We start from the raw sequence: 22,935 nt of genomic DNA, 5'->3' as shown, positions 1-22,935 counted from the left end.
CCAGTATCGTTCTTTCTTTTATAGAAGATGATTTAGAGTTATAATGAAGGAGGCGTTTTAGCCGTGGCTTATAAATATAAACTGCCTGAAGTGGGTGAAGGAATTCACGAAGGCGAAATTGTGAAGTGGTTTGTAAAAGAAGGGGATGAAGTCAAAGAGGATGACATTTTGCTTGAAGTGCAAAATGACAAATCTGTCGTTGAACTTCCTTCTCCAGTAGATGGAAAAGTGCTTGAAGTGAAAGTGGAAGAAGGCACGACAAGCTATGTTGGCGATGTCATCTTAGTCATTGATGATGGCTCTGGCGATGATGACGCTGAAGAAGAAAGCAAAGAGGAAGCGCCGAAAGAAGAAAAACAAGCAGCCTCTGAGCCTGAAAAAGGACAATCTTCTTCTGAAGAAAGCGATGAAGAAGAAGGTTCACGCGTCATTGCCATGCCTTCTGTTCGCAAATATGCTCGTGAAAAAGGCATTGCCATTTCTAAAGTAAAAGGATCAGGCAAAAATGGCCGCGTATTAAAAGAGGATGTAGATGCCTTTGCATCAGGCGGGCAAACGGAAGAAGCAGCGGCTCCGAAAGAAGAAGAAAAGACTGCTTCCTCAAAACCAGCAGCTACAGCACAAGCTGGCGGAAACGAGCAGTTGGAAGAGCGCGTACCGCTTAAAGGCATCCGCAAAGCGATTGCAAAAGCAATGGTGAACTCAAAACATACGGCTCCACACGTGACACATCTCGACGAAGTGGACGTGTCAGCCCTTGTTGCCCATCGCAAACAGTACAAACAAATTGCTGCAGACCAAGGCACGAAACTGACGTATCTTCCATATGTCGTCAAAGCTTTGACGTCCGCTCTTCGCAAATATCCGGCTTTAAATGCGTCAATTGATGACGAAGCAGGCGAAATCGTCTACAAAAAGTACTTTAACGTCGGAATTGCAGCAGACACTGAGCAAGGCCTCGTAGTTCCTGTCGTCAAAGATGCTGACCGTAAGTCTATTTTTGCGCTTGCTGATGAAATTAACGAGTTGGCTGGAAAAGCCCGTGAAGGCAAGCTGTCAAGTGCAGAAATGTCAGGTGGATCGGCAACGATCTCCAACCTTGGATCAGCAAGAGGACAATGGTTTACGCCAATTATTAACCACCCAGAAGTCATGATTTTAGGCATCGGCCGTATTGAAGAAAAGCCTGTTGTAAAAGACGGCGAAATTGTTGTGGGCACTATGCTGGCACTGTCAATTAGCTATGACCACCGCTTGATTGATGGCGTGACAGCACAAAGCGCGCTTAACCAAATCAAGCGTTTGCTAAACGACCCACAATTACTATTAATGGAGGGGTAACAGATGGTTGTTGGAGATTTCGCACAAGAAGTAGATACACTCGTAGTTGGCTCCGGCCCAGGAGGTTACGTTGCGGCGATCCGTGCTGCGCAACTTGGGCAAAAAGTAACCATTGTCGAGAAAGGCAGCCTTGGCGGCGTTTGCTTAAACGTCGGCTGTATCCCATCAAAAGCGTTAATTCAAGCTGGGCACCGCGCTCATCTTGCCAAGTCTTCTGAAGACATCGGCATTCGCGCTGAAAACGTTGCTATTGATTTTGAGAAAGTCCAAGAATGGAAAGGCTCTGTTGTGAAAAAGCTAACGGGCGGCGTCGAAGGCTTGCTCAAAGGCAACAAAGTCGAAATCATCCGTGGCGAAGCCTATTTCTCCGGTGAAGACACTGTGAAAATTATGGATGAGAAAAGCTCAAGCACGTACAAGTTCAAACATTGCATTATCGCGACTGGCTCAAGCCCAATTGAAATTCCAAACTTCAAATACACAGATCGCGTTATTAATTCCACAGGCGCTCTTGCTTTAAATGAAGTGCCGAAAAAATTGGTTGTCATTGGCGGCGGCTATATCGGAATTGAGCTAACAGGTGCCTATTCAAACCTTGGATCAGAAGTTGTCGTTCTTGAAGGCACAAAACAAATTTTGCCTGGTTTCGAAAAACAAATGGCAAAACTTGTTGAGCGCAAGTTGAAGAAAAATGGCGTTACGTTCCATACAGAAGCAATGGCCAAAGGCGTGGAAGAAACGGATAACGGCGTAAAAGTAACAGCCGAAATCAAAGGCGAAGAAAAAGTGATCGAAGCTGATTACGTCCTTGTGACAGTTGGCCGTAAACCGAACACTGAGGAAATCGGCCTTGAAGGCATCGGGGTAGAAATGGATGACCGTGGCTACATTAAAGTAGACAAGCAAGGCCGCACGAGCGTGAAAAACATTTTCGCGATCGGCGATATTGTTCCAGGTCCAGCTCTTGCCCATAAAGCTTCTTATGAGGCTAAAGTAGCAGCAGAAGCGATCAGCGGCGAACCTTCAGAAGTTGATTATCTCGCCATTCCTGCCGTTTGCTTCTCTGAGCCAGAATTGGCAACAGTTGGCTACAATGAAGCACAAGCAAAAGAAGCTGGTTATGACGTTAAAGTGGCGAAATTCCCATTCGCTGCAAATGGCCGCGCTTTGTCTTTAAACGATGCTGACGGCTTTATGAAGCTCGTTACACGTAAAGAAGACGGCCTTGTTATTGGCGGACAAATCGCTGGGCCAAATGCATCAGATATGATCGCTGAAATCGGTTTAGCAATTGAAGCAGGCATGACAGCTGAAGACATTGCATTAACCATCCATGCGCATCCTACGCTTGGCGAAATTACGATGGAAGCGGCTGAAGTTGCCCTAGGCACGCCAATCCACACATTGTAAAAATATTGATAAATAGTTGGAGCACGGATTGCTTTTAATCCGTGCTCTTTGTCATAGTTCTGGCTTGCTATATGTGATAAATTTATTTATAGAAAGTCGAATTTTGTAATTTTTTTAATTGAAACGCAATGAATGAATTGCTATAGTAATAGCAAACGAGTAGCAATTAAAGGTGGTGGAGAAACAATTTTCTAGATTTTTTGTCAAATGAATACAGCTAATTATTTCTTATAATTATGTATAAGGGAGGAGCGTGGCTAGAGACAACTAAAGACATTAGAATTTGGTTTAAGACGATTAGTAAGGTTGGAATATAATGTTAATGAAAAAGAAAAAATGCAGTATAAATGGAGGCTATCAATATGACTAAAATTGCAATTGTAACGGGTGGAAATAGTGGAATAGGAAAAGCAATTGTTAAACAATTCATTGAAGAAGGTTTTAAAGTATTTATTATTGGGAGAGATGAGGGGAAATTGAGAAATACGGAAAAGGAATTTGGTGAAAATGTCGTCGGATATCAAGTCGATATTTCGAAGCCAAAAGAGATAGAAGAATTTGTTAATGATATAGTGAGGCAACATAATACTATTGATGTATTAGTGAACAATGCAGGTTTTGTTAAAGACACTGAGCTAACATTAAGCTTGGAGGAATTAGAGGCTAACTGGGATAGTATGGTTAATACAATGTTAAAAGGAAGTTTTTTAATGACGGCAGCTACAGTTCCGTACTTTAAAAAACCAGGAGGAAGAATTATAAACATAAGTTCTATCGCGGCATTTACAGGAGGAAGAAATCCTGGGGCTTCAGGTTATGCAGCTGCAAAAGCTGGAATTCATGGCTTGACGTACGGGTTTGCAAGAGAATTAAGCCCTCAAGGAATAACGGTTAATACGATAGCTCCTGGTTTTATTGCGGATACTGGATTTACTGGGCAATGGCCAGAAACGGTAGTAAAAAGTTTCGTTAATATGACGCCTGTGAAAAGGGCTGGACATGTGGATGATGTTGCTGCTGCTGTGAAATATTTAGCTTCTCCAGAAGCCTCTTTTATTTCAGGAGAAATATTAAATGTAAATGGAGGACAGTTATTTGGAAGAGGATAAAATTTTTATTTAACAAATATTCGGATTTATGTTATTTATCGGGGCCATTAAAAACTTGTGTAAATGAAAACTGTAAAAGAGAAATAGTGCTTAATTCGGATTATTTTATTAAAGTTAAAATCGACTAGAGGGTTAGTTTTCTAACGATGAACGTGTTAAAACGTATTGTTGATCATGGCTTTCGACTCTTCGACCGATCACATCAGTCATTTCCCCATCAACTGAATGTTTAAGCGAGGGTAAGAAGATTTACGAATGTGAAGAAGATAAAACTGCATAACAATAAAGAGAAGCCACACTTTACGTGCATAAAACAGTGGTAGAGAGTGGGTTAGGGTATGCTGCACAATCTCTCAAAGGGGAAGGTAATGCTTGATTCATTGGTTCTCAATCTAAAAAGTCATTACCGAAAATAATCGTTTTTGAAGAAGAATGGGAAGAGAGACCTGACTTGATCTCTCCTCCCATTCTTTTATAGAGAAAAGCAATGTGAGAAAATCTATTAAGAAAAATAAAAAAACAGAAAAAAACTTGCCGAAAAATCATTCGTTTGTGCTATACTTATCACAAAATTTACCTAGTACTGATGGAGGATAAACATGGCAGAGCCTTTACTTCGACTGCAAGATGTGAAAACATACTTTCATTTGAACCAATCACGCACTGTTAAAGCAGTAGACGGCGTTACGTTTACCATTCATGAAAATGAGACGGTAGCGCTAGTCGGGGAATCGGGCAGCGGAAAAAGCATGACGTCCATGTCGATTATGGGATTAGTGGATGAACCTGGAAAAGTAGAGGGGTCGATCCAGCTTGAAGGACAAGAACTGTTAAAGCGAACAGAAAAACAACTTGATCACATCCGCGGCGCACAAATCGCGATGATTTTCCAGGAGCCGATGACTTCCTTGAATCCTGTTTTTACAATCGGAAATCAGATAATTGAAACGATCAGAAAACATAAACAAGTCTCAAAAAAACAAGCGCATAAACGGGCAGTCGAACTGTTAAAGCTAGTTGGCTTTGCCCGCGCCGAGGAAAGCATGAAACAATATCCTCATCAACTTTCAGGAGGGATGCGGCAACGGGTCATGATTGCCATTGCTATATCATGCAACCCAAAGCTGTTAATAGCGGATGAGCCCACTACGGCTCTTGATGTCACCATCCAACAACAAATTCTTGATTTAATGTTAAAAATAAAAAATCAATTTCAGTCTTCAATCCTGTTGATTACCCACGACCTTGGCGTTGTCGCTGAAACAGCTGATCGCGTCCTTGTTATGTATGCGGGTCAAATCGTGGAAGAAGCGCCTGCTTATGATTTGTTTACGAATCCGCTCCATCCGTATACGCAAGGGTTGCTGAAAAGCATGCCGAAGCTTGAAGACAACAAAGATAGGCTTGAGGCCATAAGCGGAATGGTTCCGCCAGCCCATCGTTTTCCACAAGGCTGCCGCTTTGCCTCGCGCTGTGAGTTTGCCACTCCATTATGCGCAGAAGCGATGCCTGAACTAGTGAACGTAAGCAAAACGAGGGATGTGCGCTGTTATTTATACAAAGAAGGCAGTGTAGAACCTGACAAGCAGCGGCTTAAAGAAGGAGCGATCAGCTAATGTCCAATGTGCTACTAGAAGCAAAAGGGTTAAAGATGCATTTTCCGATAAAAGCTGGCGTGATTAGACGTACAGTCGGCTATGTAAAAGCAGTAGATGGCATTACGTTAAACGTCTATAAAGGGGAGTCTCTTGGTATTGTCGGCGAATCTGGTTCAGGCAAATCAACACTAGGGCGAATGCTTTTAAGGTTGCTTGATCCAACCGAAGGCGAAGTTTATTTTAATGGGGAGCAAATTTCAAATCTTTCAAATAGAAAAATGCGTCCTTATCGCCGTGATATGCAGATGGTTTTTCAAGACCCGTATGCTTCGTTAAATCCTCGCATGACGATTGGTGAATTGCTTGAAGAGCCACTGCTTGTACATAAAACAATGAATACAAAAGCGGATCGGAAAAAACGGGCTGAAGAATTGCTAGAGACTGTTGGTTTGCCGAAGTCGTCTTACAATAAATACCCACATGAATTTTCTGGTGGGCAAAGGCAACGAGTCGGCATTGCCCGTGCCCTAAGCACTAAGCCCAAACTGATTATCGGCGACGAACCGGTATCGGCGTTGGATGTTTCGATTCAATCACAAGTGTTAAATTTGATGAAAGACTTGCAAGATGAATTTCAACTTACGTATTTGTTCATCGCCCATGATTTGAGCGTCGTTAAACATATTAGCGACCGCGTCGCCGTTATGTATTTAGGTAGAATTGTCGAAATTGCACAGAAAGACTCTTTGTATGAAACGCCGCTTCATCCTTACACGGAAGCACTTATATCCGCTGTGCCTTCAACCGATGTCACAGTTAAAAAAGAGAAGATTTCCTTGAAGGGAGAATTGCCAAGCCCGGCGAATCCTCCAAAAGGCTGTGCGTTTCATACACGTTGCCCACATGCTTACGAACGTTGCAAACACGAACGCCCAGAAATGACGGAGCAAAAGGACGGCCATTTTGTCGCCTGCCATCTTTATACGGATTCAAGCCCATCACCAGTATAATGGCTCACTTTAAGTGAAGGAGGTGGTGCTCAATCAATTCAAGCAAGCTTAAATGAACAAAGGGTTTGTTTCATGAAAGAAAAGGGGGAAATTGTGTTGAACAAAAAACCATTTTACACGTTTTTGCTGGCAACTGCTTTTGCAGGTACGCTAGCTGCGTGCAACAGCGATACTGGCGGTTCAGACGAAGGCACTGACGGAGGAGAGGCCGTAGAAGGCGGCAATGTCAATCTTGGAATGATGTCACCACCAGACAATTTATTCAATCCGATTTTTTACACATCTATGTATGACTCTCATATTCTTGAAATCACTCATGAAGGTCTTGTCCAACAAGATGAAGAATTTAATTTCATTCCTGAATTGGCAGAAGACTGGGAATTTAGTGATGACAACCGTGAGTTGACTTACTTTTTGCGTGAAGATGTAAAGTGGCATGATGGCGAAGATTTTACTGCCGATGACGTCGTCTTTACGTTTACGGCCATGGCCGATCCCGATTATGCCGGTGCAGGTGGGATACGCCAAAACTATGTAAACACCCTTGCTGGCTATGAAGACTACGTAAGCGGCGAAAGCGACACATTTGCTGGCGTTGAAAAAATAGATGACTATACAGTTAAATTTATTTTTGAAGAACCGAGTGTAAAGGCACTAGCTGATACATCAATGGATATTATTCCTGAGCACATATTTGGCGACGTGCCAGTTGCTGACATTCCATCTCATGCTGGGTCGATTAACGCTGGCGAAGTGATTGGCACAGGACCGTTCCAATTGACTGAAATGCTTGAGAATGAGCAATACGTATTAACCGCCAATGAAGATTACTATAAAGGCGCGCCGAAACTAGATACGATCACGTGGAATGTTGTCTCTGCTTCTGTTGTCGCAGGGATGTTGGAACAAGGCGAGCTCGATTACGTGCCTCGGGATTTTCCAGCTGCTGATGTCGATACGATTGACGGGAATGATAATTTGACTGTTTTTGAACAAGCGCAGCTAGGCTATCAATACTTAGGCATGAAAATCAATCATGGCCCTAATGACAGTCTAACTAATCCAGATTCTTGGGAGCCAAACGAAAAACTGCAAGATGTTGAGCTCCGCCAAGCGATTGTGCACGCGATCAATCGCCAGGAATTTATTGACGGCTTTTTACGTGGCCACGGTGAATTATTGGATGCGCCATTTCCAAGTGCGTCATGGGCATACAACCCTGATGCGGTTGAAGGCTTAGCATATGATCCAGACCTTGCCAAGCAAAAGCTAGCCGATGCAGGCTATGAAGATGTCAACGGCGACGGCTTTGTCGAAGATCCAGACGGCAATGAACTCGTTCTCAACTTAGATTATCCAACAGGCAACCCAGTACGTGAACAAGTCGCGCCTGTAATGAAAGAACAGCTAGAGGCAGTTGGCATTCAAGTCAATTTAAATACACCGCGTGAGGCGCCAGCTCATTTTGAAATCATTGAGCAAAACGACACGGATGTCGATTTATTCTTAGCAGGTTGGTCCCTTTCTTCTGGCGACCCAGACCCATGGCCAATTAATGGCGGCACAGCAGGTTATAACTATTCGCGTTTCCTTGACGAAGAGCAAGAAAAATTGTTGCAAGAAGCGGTTAATCCAGAATTGGCATTTGACAACCAAGAGTTCCGTGCAGAAAAATACGGAGAATGGGCACAACTCTTTATTGACAATGCTTATACAGTTCCGCTTTACGCTGAAACAGAACTTCATGTGTACAACAAACGTCTGGCAGGCTTGACGATCAAACCGTTTACCTTCAAAGACGAGACACATGAGTGGCACTTAACCGAATAGCGCGTGTCTGCACATTGAAGCAGCTGTAAAAGCTGCTTCAACTTTCTTCAATTTGCTGGAATAAGAGAGGTGGCCCGGATGCTTAAATATATTGTGAGGCGTGTTCTGCAGTTTATCCCAATGGTCTTCATTTTATCAGTAATCGTGTTCTTATTTGCATACCTTGCTCCAGGGGACGCGTTGAGTGGAGAAGTGATTGACCCAAATACGCCACGAGAAGTAATTGAGGAACGCCGGGAAGCATTAGGATTGAACGATCCGGTACATATTCAATATTGGAGCTGGCTCAAACGGGCAGTGACAGGCGATTTAGGGATGTCGACTCATTTCACCGGTAGGTCTGTCAGCGAGCTAATCGGGCAACGGCTCGGCAATACATTCTATTTAGGCGCATTTGCGCTTTTAATTACACTCATTGTGTCGATTCCAATTGGTATTTATTCTGCACGTAAAAAATATTCTGTTTTAGATTATGCGGCGACGTCATTTGCCTTTATTGGCCTAGCGACGCCAAACTTTTTTGCCGGATTGCTGGCGATTTATGTGTTTTCTTTTGGGCTTGGTTGGTTTCCAACACAAGGGTCGATCGGTTCCCCTAATTTAACGGGGTTTGATGCTTTTGTGAGCCGGATTCAGCACTTAATTTTGCCTGGCCTTACACTTGGTTTATCAAGTACAGCGATTTTTATGCGGTATATGCGCTCAGAAATGCTTGATGTAAAAGGGAGCGACTTTATCCGCACTGCTCGGGCTAAAGGCGTTGGCGCAAAGTCGGTTTTGTACAAGCATACTCTCCGCAATGCGATGATTCCCATTATTACGCTACTTGGTATGGAAATCGGCGTGCTATTGAGCGGCGCGTTCATTGTCGAAACCGTATTTAATTATCCAGGTATCGGCACGTTATTTTTATCCGGCATGGCCAATCGCGATTATCCAGTCATTATGGCGATTAACTTGTTAATTGGCTTATCTGTTTTAGTCGGAAACTTATTAGCAGACATCTTTTATGCGGTGGCTGATCCGCGCATTCGACTTGATTGAGGTGAACGAAGAATGGAACCGAGATTAAATGAAACACCGAGTGTGTCCCCTCCGACGCCAACATTGTCAGAAGAAAAAAGCGTCAGCCCTACGGTCCTAGCTTTTCGCCGGTTTCGCAAAAATAAATTGGCTCTAGCGGGCATTGTCTTTTTATCGTTTATCGTGTTGGTCGCTATTTTTGCTGATGTCATTGCGACACATGATCCGACTGCTTCCCAGCTCAGCAAAATCGAAGCGAAAGCAGATGGCGAAAACTGGTTAGGCACAGACGGTTCTGGCCGCGATAACTTTTCAAGGCTTGTTTATGGCGCGAGAATCTCTCTTACGGTTGGCTTTTTTGCAATGTTGTTTACGGTGTTAATTGGCGGAACACTTGGTTCAATTGCTGGTTATTATGGCGGGAAAATCGATTCTGTCATTATGCGTTTTACGGACATTGTCCTTATTTTCCCATTTATTTTGCTGTTTATGACGATTGTGGCGATCCTAGAACGGACGACAGTACCGATTTTTATTCTCGTTATCGCGATTACATCCTGGCCGCAAGTTTGCCGAATTTTACGAGGTACGTTTCTTTCCATTCGTGAAAAGGAGTATGTGTTAAGCGCCCGAAGTATCGGCTGTTCCGATTGGCGTATCATCCGCAAGCATTTTTTACCTAATGCGGTCGGACCGATCATCGTCAATGCAACGATCGTCATGGCGACGATGATTGTCGCCGAATCAGCATTAAGCTTCATCGGTTTCGGCGTGCCTCAACCTACACCGACATGGGGAAATATGCTAACAGAAGCACAAAGCGTCCGCTTGCTACGCAACAATCCAGAAGCTTGGTTGCCCCCTGGATTATGCATTTTGCTTACTGTTCTTTCCATTAACTTTATTGGCGATGGTCTCCGGGACGCATTTGATTCAAAAGCGTAATAGAGCAAAAAGAGCAAAACCAACGCTTTTCGCGGTGGCTATGCTCTTTTTTATTGTTTTAAGGCTCCTTCAAGCCGGGCGTATAAGTCTGTGATGTCGTGTTTGCCGGAAATGCGCAGTTTTTCGTCATCACCCTTATAAACAAGCATCGCTGGAAATTCATCTATGTCATAATAGTTGATAATATGGCGCTCGCTTGCGTCACAAATGACTAACTCTGTTACCTGTTCTCCTAAATCCTGTTGGACTGCTAATACCGCGTCATAGTAATTGGCTTCATCTGAAAGTCTGTCAGGATCGGAAAAAATAAGCGTAACGGGATCCTCTTTCTCGTTAGAATGCAGCTGAGGAGACGAAAAGGCAGGTAAAATGGAACAGCCTTGCAGAAAAAAGATGAAACAGCCGATGAACAGAAGGCGTACCCCTTTATTTTGCATTTCTTCTCCTCCTTTTTGGTTAATAAGCAGTCGCAGCAATAACTGAAATCAATTTTAGCATAAGGAAAACAGTCTTTTTCTAGCGTCATAAAAATGTAAAACGACTGTGAATCGATTGTAAATATCGCAAAAAAAGCTCCTAGATCGATTGCATCTAGGAGCACACCAAGTTAGTCTTTTTTTCTGTCCTTCTTCTTGTCTTTTGTTAGTTGCCGAAGTTTTTGTTGTTCTTTGCGAAGCAACATCTGTTCCCGTTTAATGCGTTCCCGTTCATTGCGCAAAGCTAGGCGCTCTTGCCGGAGCCGTTCACGGTTTACTGCCAGTGCTGCTTTTTCATTGCGGAGTTCTTTAAAAAGCGACACAATCATTAAAATGATAATCACAGCAAACGGAAAAGCACCAATAATCGATGCCGTTTGCAGCGCGGCCAAACCTTGTTCGCTTGTTAGCAGTAGTACAGCAGCTGTTCCGGAAATAATAACGCCCCACACCAACTTTACCGCATTAGGCGGATTTAGAAGGCCGCCAGTTGTTTGCATACCGAGCACGACCGTTGCCGAGTCGGCTGATGTTACAAAAAAGGAGGCGATTAGAATGACGGTAAGAATGGAAACGAAAAAGGTCAATGGGAATTGCTCAAGCAAGGCAAACAATGCCATTTCCGTGCCGCCTGTTTGCATTTGCCCATAAAGGGCACCTGTTTCGTTTTCAAAAAAGATGCTAGAGCCGCCAAATACGCTAAACCAAAAAGCGCCGAACAAAGACGGCAGTGCGATAACGCCAATGACAAACTCGCGAATTGTGCGCCCTCGTGAAACACGGGCAATAAATGCCCCGACGAAAGGGGACCACGAAATCCACCATGCCCAGTAAAACAATGTCCATTCTTGCACCCAAGAAGATTCTGGGTTATAAACATCCATGCTAAAACTCATGCCAAAAAAGTTTTGGGCATAGCTGCCAATGCCTTGTGTAAAAACGCCCATTATGTAACTGGTCGGACCGAGAAGCAACACAAAGGCCATTAAAATAATAGCAAGTCGTACATTAAAATTGCTCAATATGCGAATGCCTTTGTCGACGCCGGTTGCCGCCGAAATACAAAAGAGAATTGTTACAATGGCAATGACAACCAACTGAAATACATTATCGGAAAACGAATTTAATGCAGGAAACAAATAGCGAAGACCGGCTGTAATTTGCGCGGCTCCGAAACCAAGTGATGTCGCCGTTCCAAAAACGGTCGCGAACACGACAAAGACGTCAATGACCTTGCCAAGCGGCCCTGTAATGCGGTGGCCAATGAGCGGCCGGAATGTCGAGCTAAATAAAGCAGGCTCGTCTTTACGGTACTGAAAATAGGCGAGTGCCAGCGCCACAACAGCATAGATGGCCCATGGATGGATGCCCCAATGAAAGATCGCATACCGCATCGCCTGGGCAGCTGCATCTTGCGTGCCTGGTGCAGCATCTGGAGGAGCAAAATAATGGGACAGTGGTTCAGCCGCTCCCCAAAAAACAAGGCCGATGCCCATGCCGGCTGTAAAAAGAAATGCAAACCATGTCATATAGCTATATTCAGGTTCTTCCTCAGGTTTACCGAGTTTAATACTTCCATAAGGGCTAAAAATTAAGTAAATGCCCACGCCTACATAAAAAGTGGCAGAGAGCAAATAGAACCAACCAAGTTCAGATGAGATAAAGCCTTGGATGGAGTCCATTACGGTCGCCATATTTTGAGGGAAAAACACTCCCCAAAGGATAAAGGCGCTTGCAATTGCAACAGCCGTTCCAAATACTGAAGTTGTTTGTTTCATTTGTACAATCTCAACCTTTCCTTGTTGTCCACAAGTCGTCATCATACCATAGGATGGCAAACAATCCAAGGGAAGATACGCCGATTTTCATCGCGATCGCTTTATCATACCCGCTTCATTGGGCGAATAAACGCAATTTATCAAAATATATGGTTGGCTTTCCAGTTGTCGGATGAAGGCAATTTTTGCTAACATGGCTACAACTGAAAGGGGAGGAAGAACTAACATGAAAAAATGGTTGGCAGTTCCCGTCTGCTTGCTCGTGCTAACAGCTTGCGGAAATGAGTCTGATAACTCATCGCAAACGGCGACAGAGGCAAACGAGAACGAAGGCGACAAAGAGCACGCTATGACAGAAGATGAAAATAGCAGCGAGGATCTTGAAAAGCCAGAAGAAAATGAAGTCGAAGAGCAGGATCAGGATAGTGAACCTTTATACGAAATCAATTCAAACAGCTGGACAGTAGAGCCGATTGAAGGTACAGACGCTAATGAAAAAGTGGTGCTTCTAACGATTGACGATGCTCCTGATGCCTACGGACTCGAAATGGCGCAAACACTGGAAGAGCTCGACGTGCCGGCGATCTTTTTTGTCAATGGCCATTTTATTGAGGATGAAGAGGGGGCGGATGAACTCAAACAAATTCACGACATGGGTTTTGCCATCGGCAATCATACAATGAGCCATCAAAAGCTTGATGATGTGGGAGAGGAAGTGCAGCAACAAGAAATTGTCGAACTAAATGACCGGATCGAAGACGTAATTGGCGAACGCCCCCGTTTTTTCAGGGCTCCTCATGGCATTAATACGGAGTATTCCCGTAGCCTGGTTGAGGAAGAAGGCATGCTAAACATGAATTGGACATATGGTTATGATTGGGAAAGCGAATATCAAAGCGAAGAAGCCATCGCCGACATTATGGTCCATACTGAACTTCTTACCAATGGCGCTAATTTGTTAATGCACGATCGTGAATGGACGGCAGGCGCTCTTGAAGAAATTGTTACTGGTTTGCGGGACAAAGGCTATGACTTTGTCGACCCCGCCCAATTAAACTAATGCTCAAGCCACCCGAACTGGGTGGCTTATTTATTTTTAATGTGACATGCTAAAGAGCCTTGACGAATTAAATGAGCCATACTATTATAAACATAAGCAATAGAAAGCGATTCCAACCTAATGAAGAGGAGCGATGCAAGTGGGTACAATTGTTTGCCAACATTGTAATGAAGCCGTGGAGCATTTCGAAGGGGAAAAAGTCAGCCGTTTGTACGCGGTATCATCTTGCTCACGTTGCCAGCAACAAACGACTGAAACGCTCGCAAATAAATAGACGATAATGAACACCTTGCAAGAATGACTGCAAGGTGTTTTTTTGTTTACGCATAAGCGCTGACTTCTTTTTAGATAAACGTTTTATTTTCAAATAGATTCCAATTAACCAATTCTATTGATGCGGGTATTTAGGCGAATTCTAAAGGATTTCTAAAATGTGACGATGCTGGATTGTGTCGCTATTTATCGAATCGTATACTAAATAGCGTTCAAATATCACCATGAGGAAAGAAGGAAGAACCAAGTGAATGAATCAGCTATTCAGTCACCACGAGAGACACCCTATTTTATTATTTGCCTCTTATTTAGCATTCTCGTCTACATTCTTGCAGTCATCTCCATTATTGGCATCGCTATTGTATTGACTGTCTTTGCGATCTTGTATGTCACTCAATTATTAGCAATCGGATCTATTCGTGGGAACGGCGTCCGGATTCACGAACATCAATTTGGCGATGTCTATGAGCGTGTGGTCGCGATTTCAAAGAAGATGGGTGTTGAGAACGTACCTGATGTGTTTGTCGTTGAAGCGGAAGGTCTCATGAACGCATTCGCAACACGTTTTTGGGGCAAGCATATGATTTTACTCACCTCTGACGTATTTGACCTTGCCAGGGGAGCTGGTGAAGCGGAACTCGATTTTATTATCGCCCATGAATTGACCCATATTAAACGCAATCATGTATGGAAAAATGTCCTTATTGCACCAGCTAAGCTCATTCCTTTTTTAGCACAAGCGTATAGCCGCTCATGTGAGTATACATGCGACCGTGCTGCTACTTACTTTACAGGAAATGTGGCTGCTGCAAAACGGGCTTTAGCGATTTTTAGCATTGGCAAGCGTTTAGCGCCAGAGTTAAATGAGGAAGCGTTTAGACAACAAATCGAAACCGATTCAAACGGAGCGGTTTGGCTTAGTGAAGTGTTGTCGACACACCCAAGGCTACCAAAACGGATTCAATCCATTGCTCTGTTTGCCAACGAACAAGAAGTCAGTGTTTATAGACAAAATAACGGTGTGATTGTTCTCGGAATTGGATTGGTCGTTATAGGTGGCGTGTTTGTGTATGGGGCGGTCCTGCTCGCAATTGTGTTCGGCTCTCTCACATACGGATTGTTTGATGATAAATTCGATCCATCCTTTTCTATTGGATACAAGCAATTTAATTGGAGCAGTACGGATACGACAAATGTTGGGGGCGCCGTCGATAGAAGTTCTAGCGACAGGTCGCCATTGTTCCAAGCTGTCATTGCAGAAGACCATGCAAAAGTGAAACAACTTTTGCAAACGGGCAATTTTGACGTGAACGAAATGGACCGTTATGGGAACTCGCTTCTCTATCATGCAACCTTTTATGAAAACAAAGAGCTAGTAGAATTGCTTCTTGAGGCGGGTGCGGATCCAAATGATTATTTTCAAGATGATAGCCCCCTCGTTTCCGCCGTTTATTACGATGATTATGACACAGCGTTGCTTTTGCTTGACTACGGGGCAGACCCTTATTACGAAGATTCTTACGGCGATAGTGCCTTATCGCTAATGGATGCAGAAAATGAAGAAGAACTTAGAGACAAATTAGTTTTTTATGCAGAGTGAACCACCCACCATTTATCACACTTGCAGGTCGCTTGAAGTAGGGGCTTCTTTTGGAAATGTGTTAAATAGAACAAAAAAAGCGTGCTGAAACTGTCCGATTTTCAGCACGCTTTTTGTGCTTCTCTACTCTCGCTTAACACTAGCAACACGCACGTGCGTATTTTATCGAATGGCGCGTTGCTCTTTAATCACTTTCAAGTTGGAAAGTGTAGCGTCTTCTGGACCTTGGACAGGAAGGCCAGCTTTCAAGTTTTCTTTTACATAAGCGAGGTTTTCTTCACTGATCAATTCCCCTGGGCTAAGAATAGGGATGCCTGGAGGATAGACCATAATAAACTCGGCAATAATCCGGCCAACTGATTTATCAAATGGCACTGTTTCTGTTTGCGCATAAAAGGCTTCACGCGGCGAAAGGGCAAGCGTTGGAATATTGGCGACATGGACGGGTAAAGACGCACAACGATTAGCTGTTGAAGAAAATTCCAGCGCCAGTTGCGTTAATGCTCTCAGCAACAAAGCAAGCTTTTCCTCTGTATCGCCAATGGTAATGATGCAAAGAATATTGTACAAGTCGGAAAGTTCAACTTCAATATTGTAATGGTCCCGTAGCCAAACTTCTGCGGCAAAACCAGAAATGTTTAAGCCTTTTAAAGAAATTAACAGCTTCGTGGGGTCATGGGAAAATACAGCGGATCCATGGAGTTTTTCGCTGCCAAGGCAGTATAGTCCGTCAATCTCATTAATTGCATGGCGCATCCAAGTCGACAAGTCGATGGTCTCATCGAGGAGTTGGGCTCCTTTTGTAGCTAGATGTTTTCTCGCCGCATCCAGGGAGGCAAGGAGCAAATAAGAAGTCGATGTGGTTGTCAGCATGCTCATAACGGCCGTTGTATGTTCAACGGATACAAGCCCGGCACGAACATTTAATATGGAACTTTGTGTCAGCGAACCTCCTAATTTATGCACGCTCGTCGCTGCCATGTCTGCTCCTGCTTGCATTGCGCTTACCGGCAGACGCTCATTAAAATGGATGTGTACGCCGTGTGCTTCATCAACAAGTACAGGAATGCCCGCTTGATGGGCTAATTCGACAATCGCCTTTAAATCGCAAGTAAATCCGTAGTAAGTAGGGTTGATCACAAGGACGGCTTTTGCGTCAGGATGAGCGCGTATCGCTTTGGCAACTGACTCTGTCGCTACCCCGTGAGCAATCCCATGTTCAAAGTCGAGTTCTGGATGGATAAACACAGGCAATGCCCCGCAAAAAATAATCGCTGACATAATGGATTTATGAACGTTGCGAGGGACAATAATTTTATCGCCTGGCCCACATACGCTCATAATCATAGTCATGATGGCCCCGCTTGTGCCTTGTACAGAGAAAAATGTATAATCAGCTCCAAATGCTTTGGCTGCCAATTGCTGAGATTGATCAATAATGCCATGAGGATGGTGTAAGTCATCGAGAGGGGCAATGTTAATCAAGTCAATGGACAGCGCTTCTTCGCCTATAAAAGTGCGAAAATCGGCGTCCATGCCTGCTCCTCGTTTATGGCCTGGTATATGAAAAGGGATTGGCTCTTTTTTGGCATATTCGGTTAAACCCGTAAATAACGGGGTTTGTTCTTGGTCGTGTCCCATGAAGGCCACCTCACTTAAGGAAATTGAAGCTTATACAAAGCAAACAAGAAGAGTATAGCAAAATGGAGCGCATTTGCCTACGGATAGAAAAAAGGAAAGGGGGATGGACATGAATATTCCGATTAGGTACGACTGGTCACAAGAAGAGATTGTCGTTGTCGCTGAGTTTTTTGACTGTATCGCGCTTGCTGTAGAGCAAGGCGTGACCGCCGGGGAAATCAAGGCTCACTATAACCGGTTCAAAGGGGTAATCCCTGCAAAGTCTGAAGAAAAACAGCTTTTTCGGGAAGTAGATGAACAACTAGGTATTTCCTGTTATAAAATCGTGAAGCGAGCACTGGAAGCAGCCGAACATGAACTTATAAAAGGCTAACGATAAAAGCCAGTCGGACAAGAATCGACTGGCTTTTCGTCAACGTGTAGGGGCACCAGCTGTAAGCGAGAGCTGATAAAGAGGCAACAGCGTTTTGACTGTTTGGCGAATCGCCTCCATAAGCTGCTCGCCATTCTCGACTGTTTCGCTCCCTTTTGCAAAATGGCGTCCAACGAGCCATTCTGCTTTTTTGACGTCGCGGAACCGTTCAAGAGATTGGGTTAAATCAAGCTCTGACAGTGGGTTTGCTTCTTTTTTTGTGTGGTCAACGGAAACAACATAATCAGAAGGGACGACCTCTTCTATAAGCGGTTTGTTTTCCAAAAAGGTTTTGGCGATGTTGCCTTTTTCCGGCAGCTCGTAAATAAACGCTAGCCAAATAAAGAGATGGTCATCAAACAACCCGACTTGAAAATGGGGGTGTTTTTTGTAGCCCCGTTTATTGCCTGCAACAGCAAGCCACGTATCATTCGGTGGATTTGTCGTTCTCCTTGCATGTTGGGCAATGTGCAAAAACATCTCATTCCCTAATAGCGTCGAGAGCTCGTCTCTAAGTTCTGCGCCAATCACTTGGAATTTTGGCTGTATATTTGAACGGATTGCGGCCATTCTTTCCTCTAGACCATCGATTAAAAATGTCTCAAAGTCTGATTTTGTAAACCCAGGTAGCGGCATACGTATACACTCCTTTCGTCTATAGGATAGCTTGATGAAGAAAAAAGATCAAATCGCTTGTTTTGCCTTTCCGTTTGTTTTGTTTTCAATTTATGCCATAATAGAAGCAACAGTAGATAAGATATAGGAGGCTTGTATGGAGACGACATGGGTAGAACTTGAAAGGCAAGCACGTGCGTGGATCGTTGAGGCGGGAGACGCAATTAAGCAAGCGCTTCACCGGCCGTTTCACATTGATGCCAAATCGGGTCCTAATGATTTGGTAACCGATGTGGATAAAAGCACGGAATCGTTTTTTTATGACAATATTGTAGCCACGTATCCAACCCATCATTTCCTTGGCGAAGAAGGGATTGCCGATCGCCTTGATACGCTAGATGGCATTGTCTGGATTATCGATCCGATTGACGGCACAATGAACTTTGTCCACCAAAAACGAAATTTTGCGATCTCTGTAGGCATTTACGAAAACGGAAAAGGGAAAGTCGGGCTTGTTTATGATGTGATGTCAGGCGAGCTGTTTCACGCAATCGAAGGCGTTGGCTTTTTCATCAATGACAGAAAACAATCGCCTGCGAAAGGAAATGAGTTAGCTCAGTCCGTAATCGGCATTAATGGCAATTGGCTTGTGAAGGACAACTTGCCGATCCAGCCTGACTTGGTAGACATCGCTAAAACATGCCGGGGAACACGCAGTTATGGATCTGCTGCCCTTGAAATGGCTTATGTAGCGAGCGGTTTACTGGATGCATACATAAGTCCAAAATTGTCCCCATGGGATTATGCTGGCGGTGCAGTTTTGTTGCAAGAAGCAGGATGCAAGACAACTCGCTTTAATGGAGAGGCATTGTCGCTGCTGGAAAGAGGGTCAATCGTTGCCGCAAAACCGTCTTTGCATGAAACATTAGTATCCACGTACTTGCATAAGGGGGAGAGCACATGAAAGTAGGATTTATTGGCCTGGGAACAATGGGGTTGCCGATGACGCGCCATTTAGTGGAGGCAGGCTATGAGACATATGTTGTCAGCCGCAGCCGTGGGCCGATTGAAAAAGCGCTTGCATTTGGCGCTGTGGAAGCGAGCTCGCCAAAAGCGTTAATGGAAACCGTTGATATTGTGATGACATGTTTGCCGCTACCGTCAACGATTCATGATGTGTATGACGGTCCGAACGGACTTATTGCCGGTGCTTCCGCAGGCAAAATCGTCATTGACCATTCCACTGTGGACCGTGCGACCAACGAATGGGCGAGCAGCCGCTTAAAAGAAAAAGGAGCTTCGTTTCTAGATGCACCAATTAGCGGTGGGCCAATGGGAGCAGAAGCCGGCAATTTAACGATTATGTGTGGAGGCGAGGAAGACGCATACGAAAGGGCGCTGCCTGTGTTAAAGGCATTTGGCGACTACATTGTCCGCGTTGGCGAGACAGGGAGCGGCACGACGGTAAAGTTGCTCAATAACATGCTTATTGGCGTTCATCAGTCGGCGCTGGCAGAATGTTATGTCATGGCAGAAAAAGCTGGTGTTGATCCGGCAGTTGCCTACGAAGTTATTAAGCGAAGCGCTGGCTTTTCCAAAAGCATGGACTGGGCAGTAAATGCGATTTTGGACAGGCAGTTTGAAGCCCGTTTTTCCATTAACTTGCTTCATAAAGATATCGGCTTGGCCTTAAAGTTGGCAGACGACATTGGCATGCCACTCGACGTCGTTAAATTAGGGGCTGAAAAAGTCGCAAAGGCAAAAGAAAAGTACGGAGACCAAGATGTGAGCGCTATTATTCGACCACTAGAAGAAGCAACAGGGACGATTGTGAAACGCCATAAAAAAGAGAGCCATTGACCGGTCAGTGGCTCTCTTTTCATTTTAAAAAGAGTTATGATTCGATTCATTTTTTTTTCTGCGGCTAAAGCCGAGTCCCATTGAAAGGAAAATACCTAAAATCGCAACAATGGCTATAACGAGACTCCGCTCTGCCACTGCAACGCCAATTGCCATAATGCACAATACCGTTATAATTGAAAGCGTTAAAAACAATAGATTTTCTTTTTTCAAAACGGGCCTCCTTCCCTCGCTATTGATTAGTGTACCGTGATCCGCGAAAAAGGGAAAGTAAAGACTGTGACAAAACGGAAAACATTTCGAATCACGATCTTTACGACATTCTTCAGCAATTGAAGTAGGAACGGGGCTCAATTTGTGGTATACTTGTACAGTTAAAAGCCTGAATGAGAGAGAACCTTTCATCCATGATTGCCCATGCCTTCCAGTACGGATGACCAAAATGGGCTTAACATAGAAGGAGAGAAAAAACATGACTGTACGCGAAGAGTTGCGTAATATTGCGATCATTGCCCACGTTGACCACGGAAAAACGACATTAGTGGATGAACTCTTAAAACAATCTGGCACATTTTTGCAACATGAAACTGTGCAAGAAAGAGCAATGGATTCGAATGCGATTGAAAAAGAAAGAGGCATTACCATTTTAGCAAAAAATACAGCAATCAATTACAAAGGGACACGTATCAACATCATGGATACGCCAGGACACGCCGACTTTGGAGGCGAAGTTGAGCGGATTATGAAAATGGTTGACGGTGTTCTTCTTGTCGTCGATGCTTACGAAGGCTGCATGCCGCAAACGCGTTTTGTTTTGAAAAAAGCACTTGAGCAAAAGCTGGCACCGATTGTAGTCGTGAATAAAATTGATCGTCCTGCAGCCCGGCCGAATGAAGTCGTGGATGAAGTCATTGATTTGTTTATCGATTTAGGAGCAGATGAAGACCAGCTTGATTTTCCGGTTGTCTACACTTCTGCTATAAATGGGACGGCATCCTTATCGCCAGAAAAGCAAGACGAAAACATGGATGCTCTTTTCCAAACGGTTGTAGAGCAAATCCCGGCCCCAGTAGACAATAGCGATGAGCCGTTGCAGCTGCAAATTACGTTGCTTGATTACAACGATTATGTTGGCCGTATTGGGATTGGCCGAGTATTTAGAGGCACGATTAAAGTGGGCCAGCAAGTGGCTCTCATGAAGCTTGACGGCACAGTCAAACAATTTCGCGTCACAAAGCTGTTCGGCTTTCTTGGCTTAAAACGCGCTGAAATTAGCGAAGCAAGAGCTGGCGATTTAGTGGCTGTTTCGGGAATGGAAGAAATCAATGTTGGCGAAACGGTTTGTCCGATAGAGCATCAAGATGCGTTGCCACCGTTACGGATCGATGAACCGACACTTAAAATGACTTTCCTAGTCAATAATTCACCTTTTGCTGGTCGTGAAGGAAAATTTGTAACAAGCCGTAAACTAGAAGAACGGCTTAAAGCCGAATTAGAAACCGATGTTAGTTTGCGTGTGGAAAATACAGATTCCCCTGATATGTGGGTTGTCTCAGGGCGTGGCGAGCTGCACTTGTCCATTTTAATTGAAAACATGCGCCGTGAAGGGTACGAACTACAAGTATCCAAACCGGAAGTCATCATCCGCGAAGTCGATGGTATCCGGTGCGAACCGGTAGAACGTGTGCAAATTGATGTGCCAGAGGAATACCAAGGTGCCGTTATGCAATCTCTTGGGGAGCGCAAAGGCGAAATGGTGAACATGGCCAACACAGGAAGTGGACAAGTTCGGCTTGAATTTCTCGTACCTGCTCGTGGGTTGATCGGTTATACAACTGAGTTTTTAACGCAAACACGAGGATACGGGATTTTAAACCATTCATTTGATTCCTATCAGCCAGTTACTGCTGGCCAAGTTGGCGGTCGACGCCAAGGAGTGCTTGTTTCCATTGAAACAGGAAAAGCGACCCAATATGGAATTATCAATGTAGAAGACCGAGGCACCATCTTTGTAGAACCAGGCACAGAAATTTACGAAGGCATGATTGTGGGCGAACATACACGGGAAAATGATTTGACTGTCAACATTACGAAAATGAAGCAGCAGACAAATGTCCGTTCTGCCACAAAAGAGCACACGGTCACGATGAAACGACCACGCATTTTGACGCTAGAAGAAGCGCTTGAGTATTTGAATGACGATGAATACTGCGAAATGACGCCACAATCGATTCGCTTGCGCAAAAAAATCTTGAACAAATCAGAACGGGAACGGGAAGAAAAACGGAGAAAAATCGCTTCAAGTAAGTGATGATTATTGGTGAGGAAGGGCTGAAAAGAACATGGAATTTCTAGCTGAGCAAAAAACGGTTCCGCTTGAAAGCATGCCGTGGCTTATGCAAGCGACCTATGAGAACCCATGGATTGGTTTTATTGCTTTTGTGGCGACAATTGTCCTTTGTGTGATTGTTTTCAATCTCGGTTTTGCGAGGAAACTGCCGTTATTGAAAATGGTCGTTATTTACGTTTTGTTAGTAATTGGCAGCTTTGGGCTCTGGTTTTTGGAATTCGTTTTTGGCGCGCCGATTTTAGCCGTATTAGCCATTTCTGCTGTCGTGCTAGGCATTTATCGTTTTCGGCTGCACCTCCACCGCAAAGAAAAATCGCAAAATGTATAAACGGAAAGTGATCGTACCAATCAGGCGGATGAATACGCCTAGCGTTTTAAAAAGAGTGACTGGCTTTTATGGCCAGTCACTCTTTTCTTTTTGATGGGGGGTATAAAATAAGCCAGTCGCTTTACGCTCAATCGTCCGTTTTTCAATTCTTGCTTTACAAGAGTCGCACATATAGGTATGGATAGGACGGTTGCGCAGCCGTTTGGCAAGGGTGCTAAAATCTTCAATATCATTAATTTTGTCGCACATGACACATTTTACTTTCAATTTTGGCTG

22 protein-coding genes are annotated in these 22,935 nt (G+C 44.2%); 16 read left to right on the top strand and 6 right to left on the bottom strand.

The genetic code is table 11. The annotated features are described in order from the left end of the window. The first annotated feature begins 63 nt into the window (after positions 1-63). The 8 genes from V5G21_RS00315 to opp4C all read left to right on the top strand — a co-directional run bounded on the left by V5G21_RS00315 (position 64) and on the right by opp4C (position 10,266). Positions 64-1,341: a dihydrolipoamide acetyltransferase family protein gene (locus V5G21_RS00315; RefSeq protein WP_011247261.1), complete on the top strand. Its 1,278-nt coding sequence runs from the start codon at positions 64-66 to the stop codon at positions 1,339-1,341. 3 nt (positions 1,342-1,344) lie between these two features. Beyond that, on the top strand, positions 1,345-2,751 hold the full coding sequence (gene lpdA / locus V5G21_RS00310) for a dihydrolipoyl dehydrogenase (RefSeq protein WP_338465064.1): 1,407 nt from the start codon (positions 1,345-1,347) through the stop codon (positions 2,749-2,751). Positions 2,752-3,113: 362 nt separating this feature from the next. After that, the gene (locus V5G21_RS00305) at positions 3,114-3,860 is read left to right on the top strand and encodes an SDR family NAD(P)-dependent oxidoreductase (RefSeq protein WP_269029153.1); all 747 of its coding nucleotides are present in this window, start codon (positions 3,114-3,116) and stop codon (positions 3,858-3,860) included. Positions 3,861-4,459: 599 nt separating this feature from the next. Then, positions 4,460-5,476, top strand: a complete 1,017-nt coding sequence (locus tag V5G21_RS00300) for an ABC transporter ATP-binding protein (RefSeq protein WP_011247259.1) — start codon at positions 4,460-4,462, stop codon at positions 5,474-5,476. Further along, positions 5,476-6,468 (top strand): ABC transporter ATP-binding protein, encoded by a 993-nt coding sequence (locus V5G21_RS00295; RefSeq protein WP_011247258.1) that lies wholly within the window; start codon positions 5,476-5,478, stop codon positions 6,466-6,468. The genes V5G21_RS00300 and V5G21_RS00295 overlap by 1 nt, the downstream gene beginning before the upstream one ends. Positions 6,469-6,564: 96 nt before the next feature. Continuing rightward, positions 6,565-8,298 carry a peptide-binding protein gene (locus V5G21_RS00290; RefSeq protein WP_218832367.1) on the top strand — a complete coding sequence of 578 codons (1,734 nt, stop codon included), beginning with the start codon at positions 6,565-6,567 and terminating at the stop codon, positions 8,296-8,298. Between the two features lie 78 nt (positions 8,299-8,376). Beyond that, positions 8,377-9,342 (top strand): ABC transporter permease, encoded by a 966-nt coding sequence (locus V5G21_RS00285; protein WP_011247256.1) that lies wholly within the window; start codon positions 8,377-8,379, stop codon positions 9,340-9,342. A 12-nt stretch (positions 9,343-9,354) separates the two neighbouring features. Further along, on the top strand, positions 9,355-10,266 hold the full coding sequence (gene opp4C, locus V5G21_RS00280; RefSeq protein ID WP_073304278.1) for an oligopeptide ABC transporter permease: 912 nt from the start codon (positions 9,355-9,357) through the stop codon (positions 10,264-10,266). A 50-nt stretch (positions 10,267-10,316) separates the two neighbouring features. Here opp4C and V5G21_RS00275 read toward each other — a convergent pair whose 3' ends face one another. Further along, complete coding sequence (locus tag V5G21_RS00275) at positions 10,317-10,703, bottom strand: hypothetical protein (RefSeq protein WP_011247254.1); 387 nt, start codon at positions 10,701-10,703, stop codon at positions 10,317-10,319. Between the two features lie 170 nt (positions 10,704-10,873). Continuing rightward, the gene (locus V5G21_RS00270; protein ID WP_073304276.1) at positions 10,874-12,520 is read right to left on the bottom strand and encodes a glycine betaine uptake BCCT transporter; all 1,647 of its coding nucleotides are present in this window, start codon (positions 12,518-12,520) and stop codon (positions 10,874-10,876) included. A 226-nt stretch (positions 12,521-12,746) separates the two neighbouring features. Between V5G21_RS00270 and V5G21_RS00265 the strand changes: the two genes are divergently transcribed. The 3 genes from V5G21_RS00265 to V5G21_RS00255 all read left to right on the top strand — a co-directional run bounded on the left by V5G21_RS00265 (position 12,747) and on the right by V5G21_RS00255 (position 15,453). Continuing rightward, a complete protein-coding gene (locus V5G21_RS00265) occupies positions 12,747-13,580 on the top strand; it encodes a polysaccharide deacetylase family protein (protein WP_073304274.1) in 834 nt (277 codons plus the stop codon). A 133-nt stretch (positions 13,581-13,713) separates the two neighbouring features. Continuing rightward, entirely contained in the window at positions 13,714-13,854 is a 141-nt protein-coding gene (locus V5G21_RS00260; protein WP_081427630.1) for a GapA-binding peptide SR1P, read from the top strand. 246 nt (positions 13,855-14,100) lie between these two features. Further along, complete coding sequence (locus tag V5G21_RS00255; RefSeq protein ID WP_269029152.1) at positions 14,101-15,453, top strand: M48 family metallopeptidase; 1,353 nt, start codon at positions 14,101-14,103, stop codon at positions 15,451-15,453. A 162-nt stretch (positions 15,454-15,615) separates the two neighbouring features. Here the strand turns inward: V5G21_RS00255 and V5G21_RS00250 are convergent, their stop codons facing one another. Next, entirely contained in the window at positions 15,616-17,094 is a 1,479-nt protein-coding gene (locus tag V5G21_RS00250) for an aminotransferase class I/II-fold pyridoxal phosphate-dependent enzyme (protein ID WP_063609866.1), read from the bottom strand. Positions 17,095-17,203: 109 nt separating this feature from the next. On the opposite strand from V5G21_RS00250, the gene V5G21_RS00245 reads away from it, so the two are divergent. Continuing rightward, a complete protein-coding gene (locus V5G21_RS00245) occupies positions 17,204-17,467 on the top strand; it encodes a UPF0223 family protein (RefSeq protein ID WP_244153281.1) in 264 nt (87 codons plus the stop codon). A 39-nt stretch (positions 17,468-17,506) separates the two neighbouring features. Here the strand turns inward: V5G21_RS00245 and V5G21_RS00240 are convergent, their stop codons facing one another. Further along, the gene (locus tag V5G21_RS00240) at positions 17,507-18,142 is read right to left on the bottom strand and encodes a DUF1054 domain-containing protein (RefSeq protein ID WP_035201583.1); all 636 of its coding nucleotides are present in this window, start codon (positions 18,140-18,142) and stop codon (positions 17,507-17,509) included. A gap of 136 nt (positions 18,143-18,278) precedes the next feature. Between V5G21_RS00240 and V5G21_RS00235 the strand changes: the two genes are divergently transcribed. Both V5G21_RS00235 and V5G21_RS00230 read left to right on the top strand, forming a co-directional pair. Next, positions 18,279-19,085 carry an inositol monophosphatase family protein gene (locus V5G21_RS00235; protein ID WP_011247247.1) on the top strand — a complete coding sequence of 269 codons (807 nt, stop codon included), beginning with the start codon at positions 18,279-18,281 and terminating at the stop codon, positions 19,083-19,085. Further along, positions 19,082-19,981: an NAD(P)-dependent oxidoreductase gene (locus tag V5G21_RS00230; protein ID WP_035201582.1), complete on the top strand. Its 900-nt coding sequence runs from the start codon at positions 19,082-19,084 to the stop codon at positions 19,979-19,981. The genes V5G21_RS00235 and V5G21_RS00230 overlap by 4 nt, the downstream gene beginning before the upstream one ends. A 24-nt stretch (positions 19,982-20,005) precedes the next feature. Here V5G21_RS00230 and V5G21_RS00225 read toward each other — a convergent pair whose 3' ends face one another. Then, positions 20,006-20,194, bottom strand: coding sequence for a DUF5325 family protein (locus tag V5G21_RS00225; protein WP_011247245.1), 189 nt, complete (start codon positions 20,192-20,194; stop codon positions 20,006-20,008). A gap of 259 nt (positions 20,195-20,453) precedes the next feature. Between V5G21_RS00225 and typA the strand changes: the two genes are divergently transcribed. Both typA and V5G21_RS00215 read left to right on the top strand, forming a co-directional pair. Further along, entirely contained in the window at positions 20,454-22,292 is a 1,839-nt protein-coding gene (typA, locus tag V5G21_RS00220) for a translational GTPase TypA (RefSeq protein ID WP_011247244.1), read from the top strand. A 31-nt stretch (positions 22,293-22,323) separates the two neighbouring features. Beyond that, positions 22,324-22,659, top strand: coding sequence for a YlaH-like family protein (locus V5G21_RS00215; RefSeq protein WP_011247243.1), 336 nt, complete (start codon positions 22,324-22,326; stop codon positions 22,657-22,659). Positions 22,660-22,725: 66 nt separating this feature from the next. Here V5G21_RS00215 and V5G21_RS00210 read toward each other — a convergent pair whose 3' ends face one another. After that, entirely contained in the window at positions 22,726-22,926 is a 201-nt protein-coding gene (locus tag V5G21_RS00210) for a YlaI family protein (protein WP_011247242.1), read from the bottom strand. Positions 22,927-22,935 lie beyond the last annotated feature (9 nt).

The organism is Shouchella rhizosphaerae (assembly GCF_036700015.1).
Lineage (GTDB): Bacteria > Bacillota > Bacilli > Bacillales > Bacillaceae_D > Shouchella > Shouchella rhizosphaerae.
The sequence above is the reverse complement of the archived record's forward strand: the minus strand, read 5'-3'. Positions and strand labels throughout refer to the sequence as shown.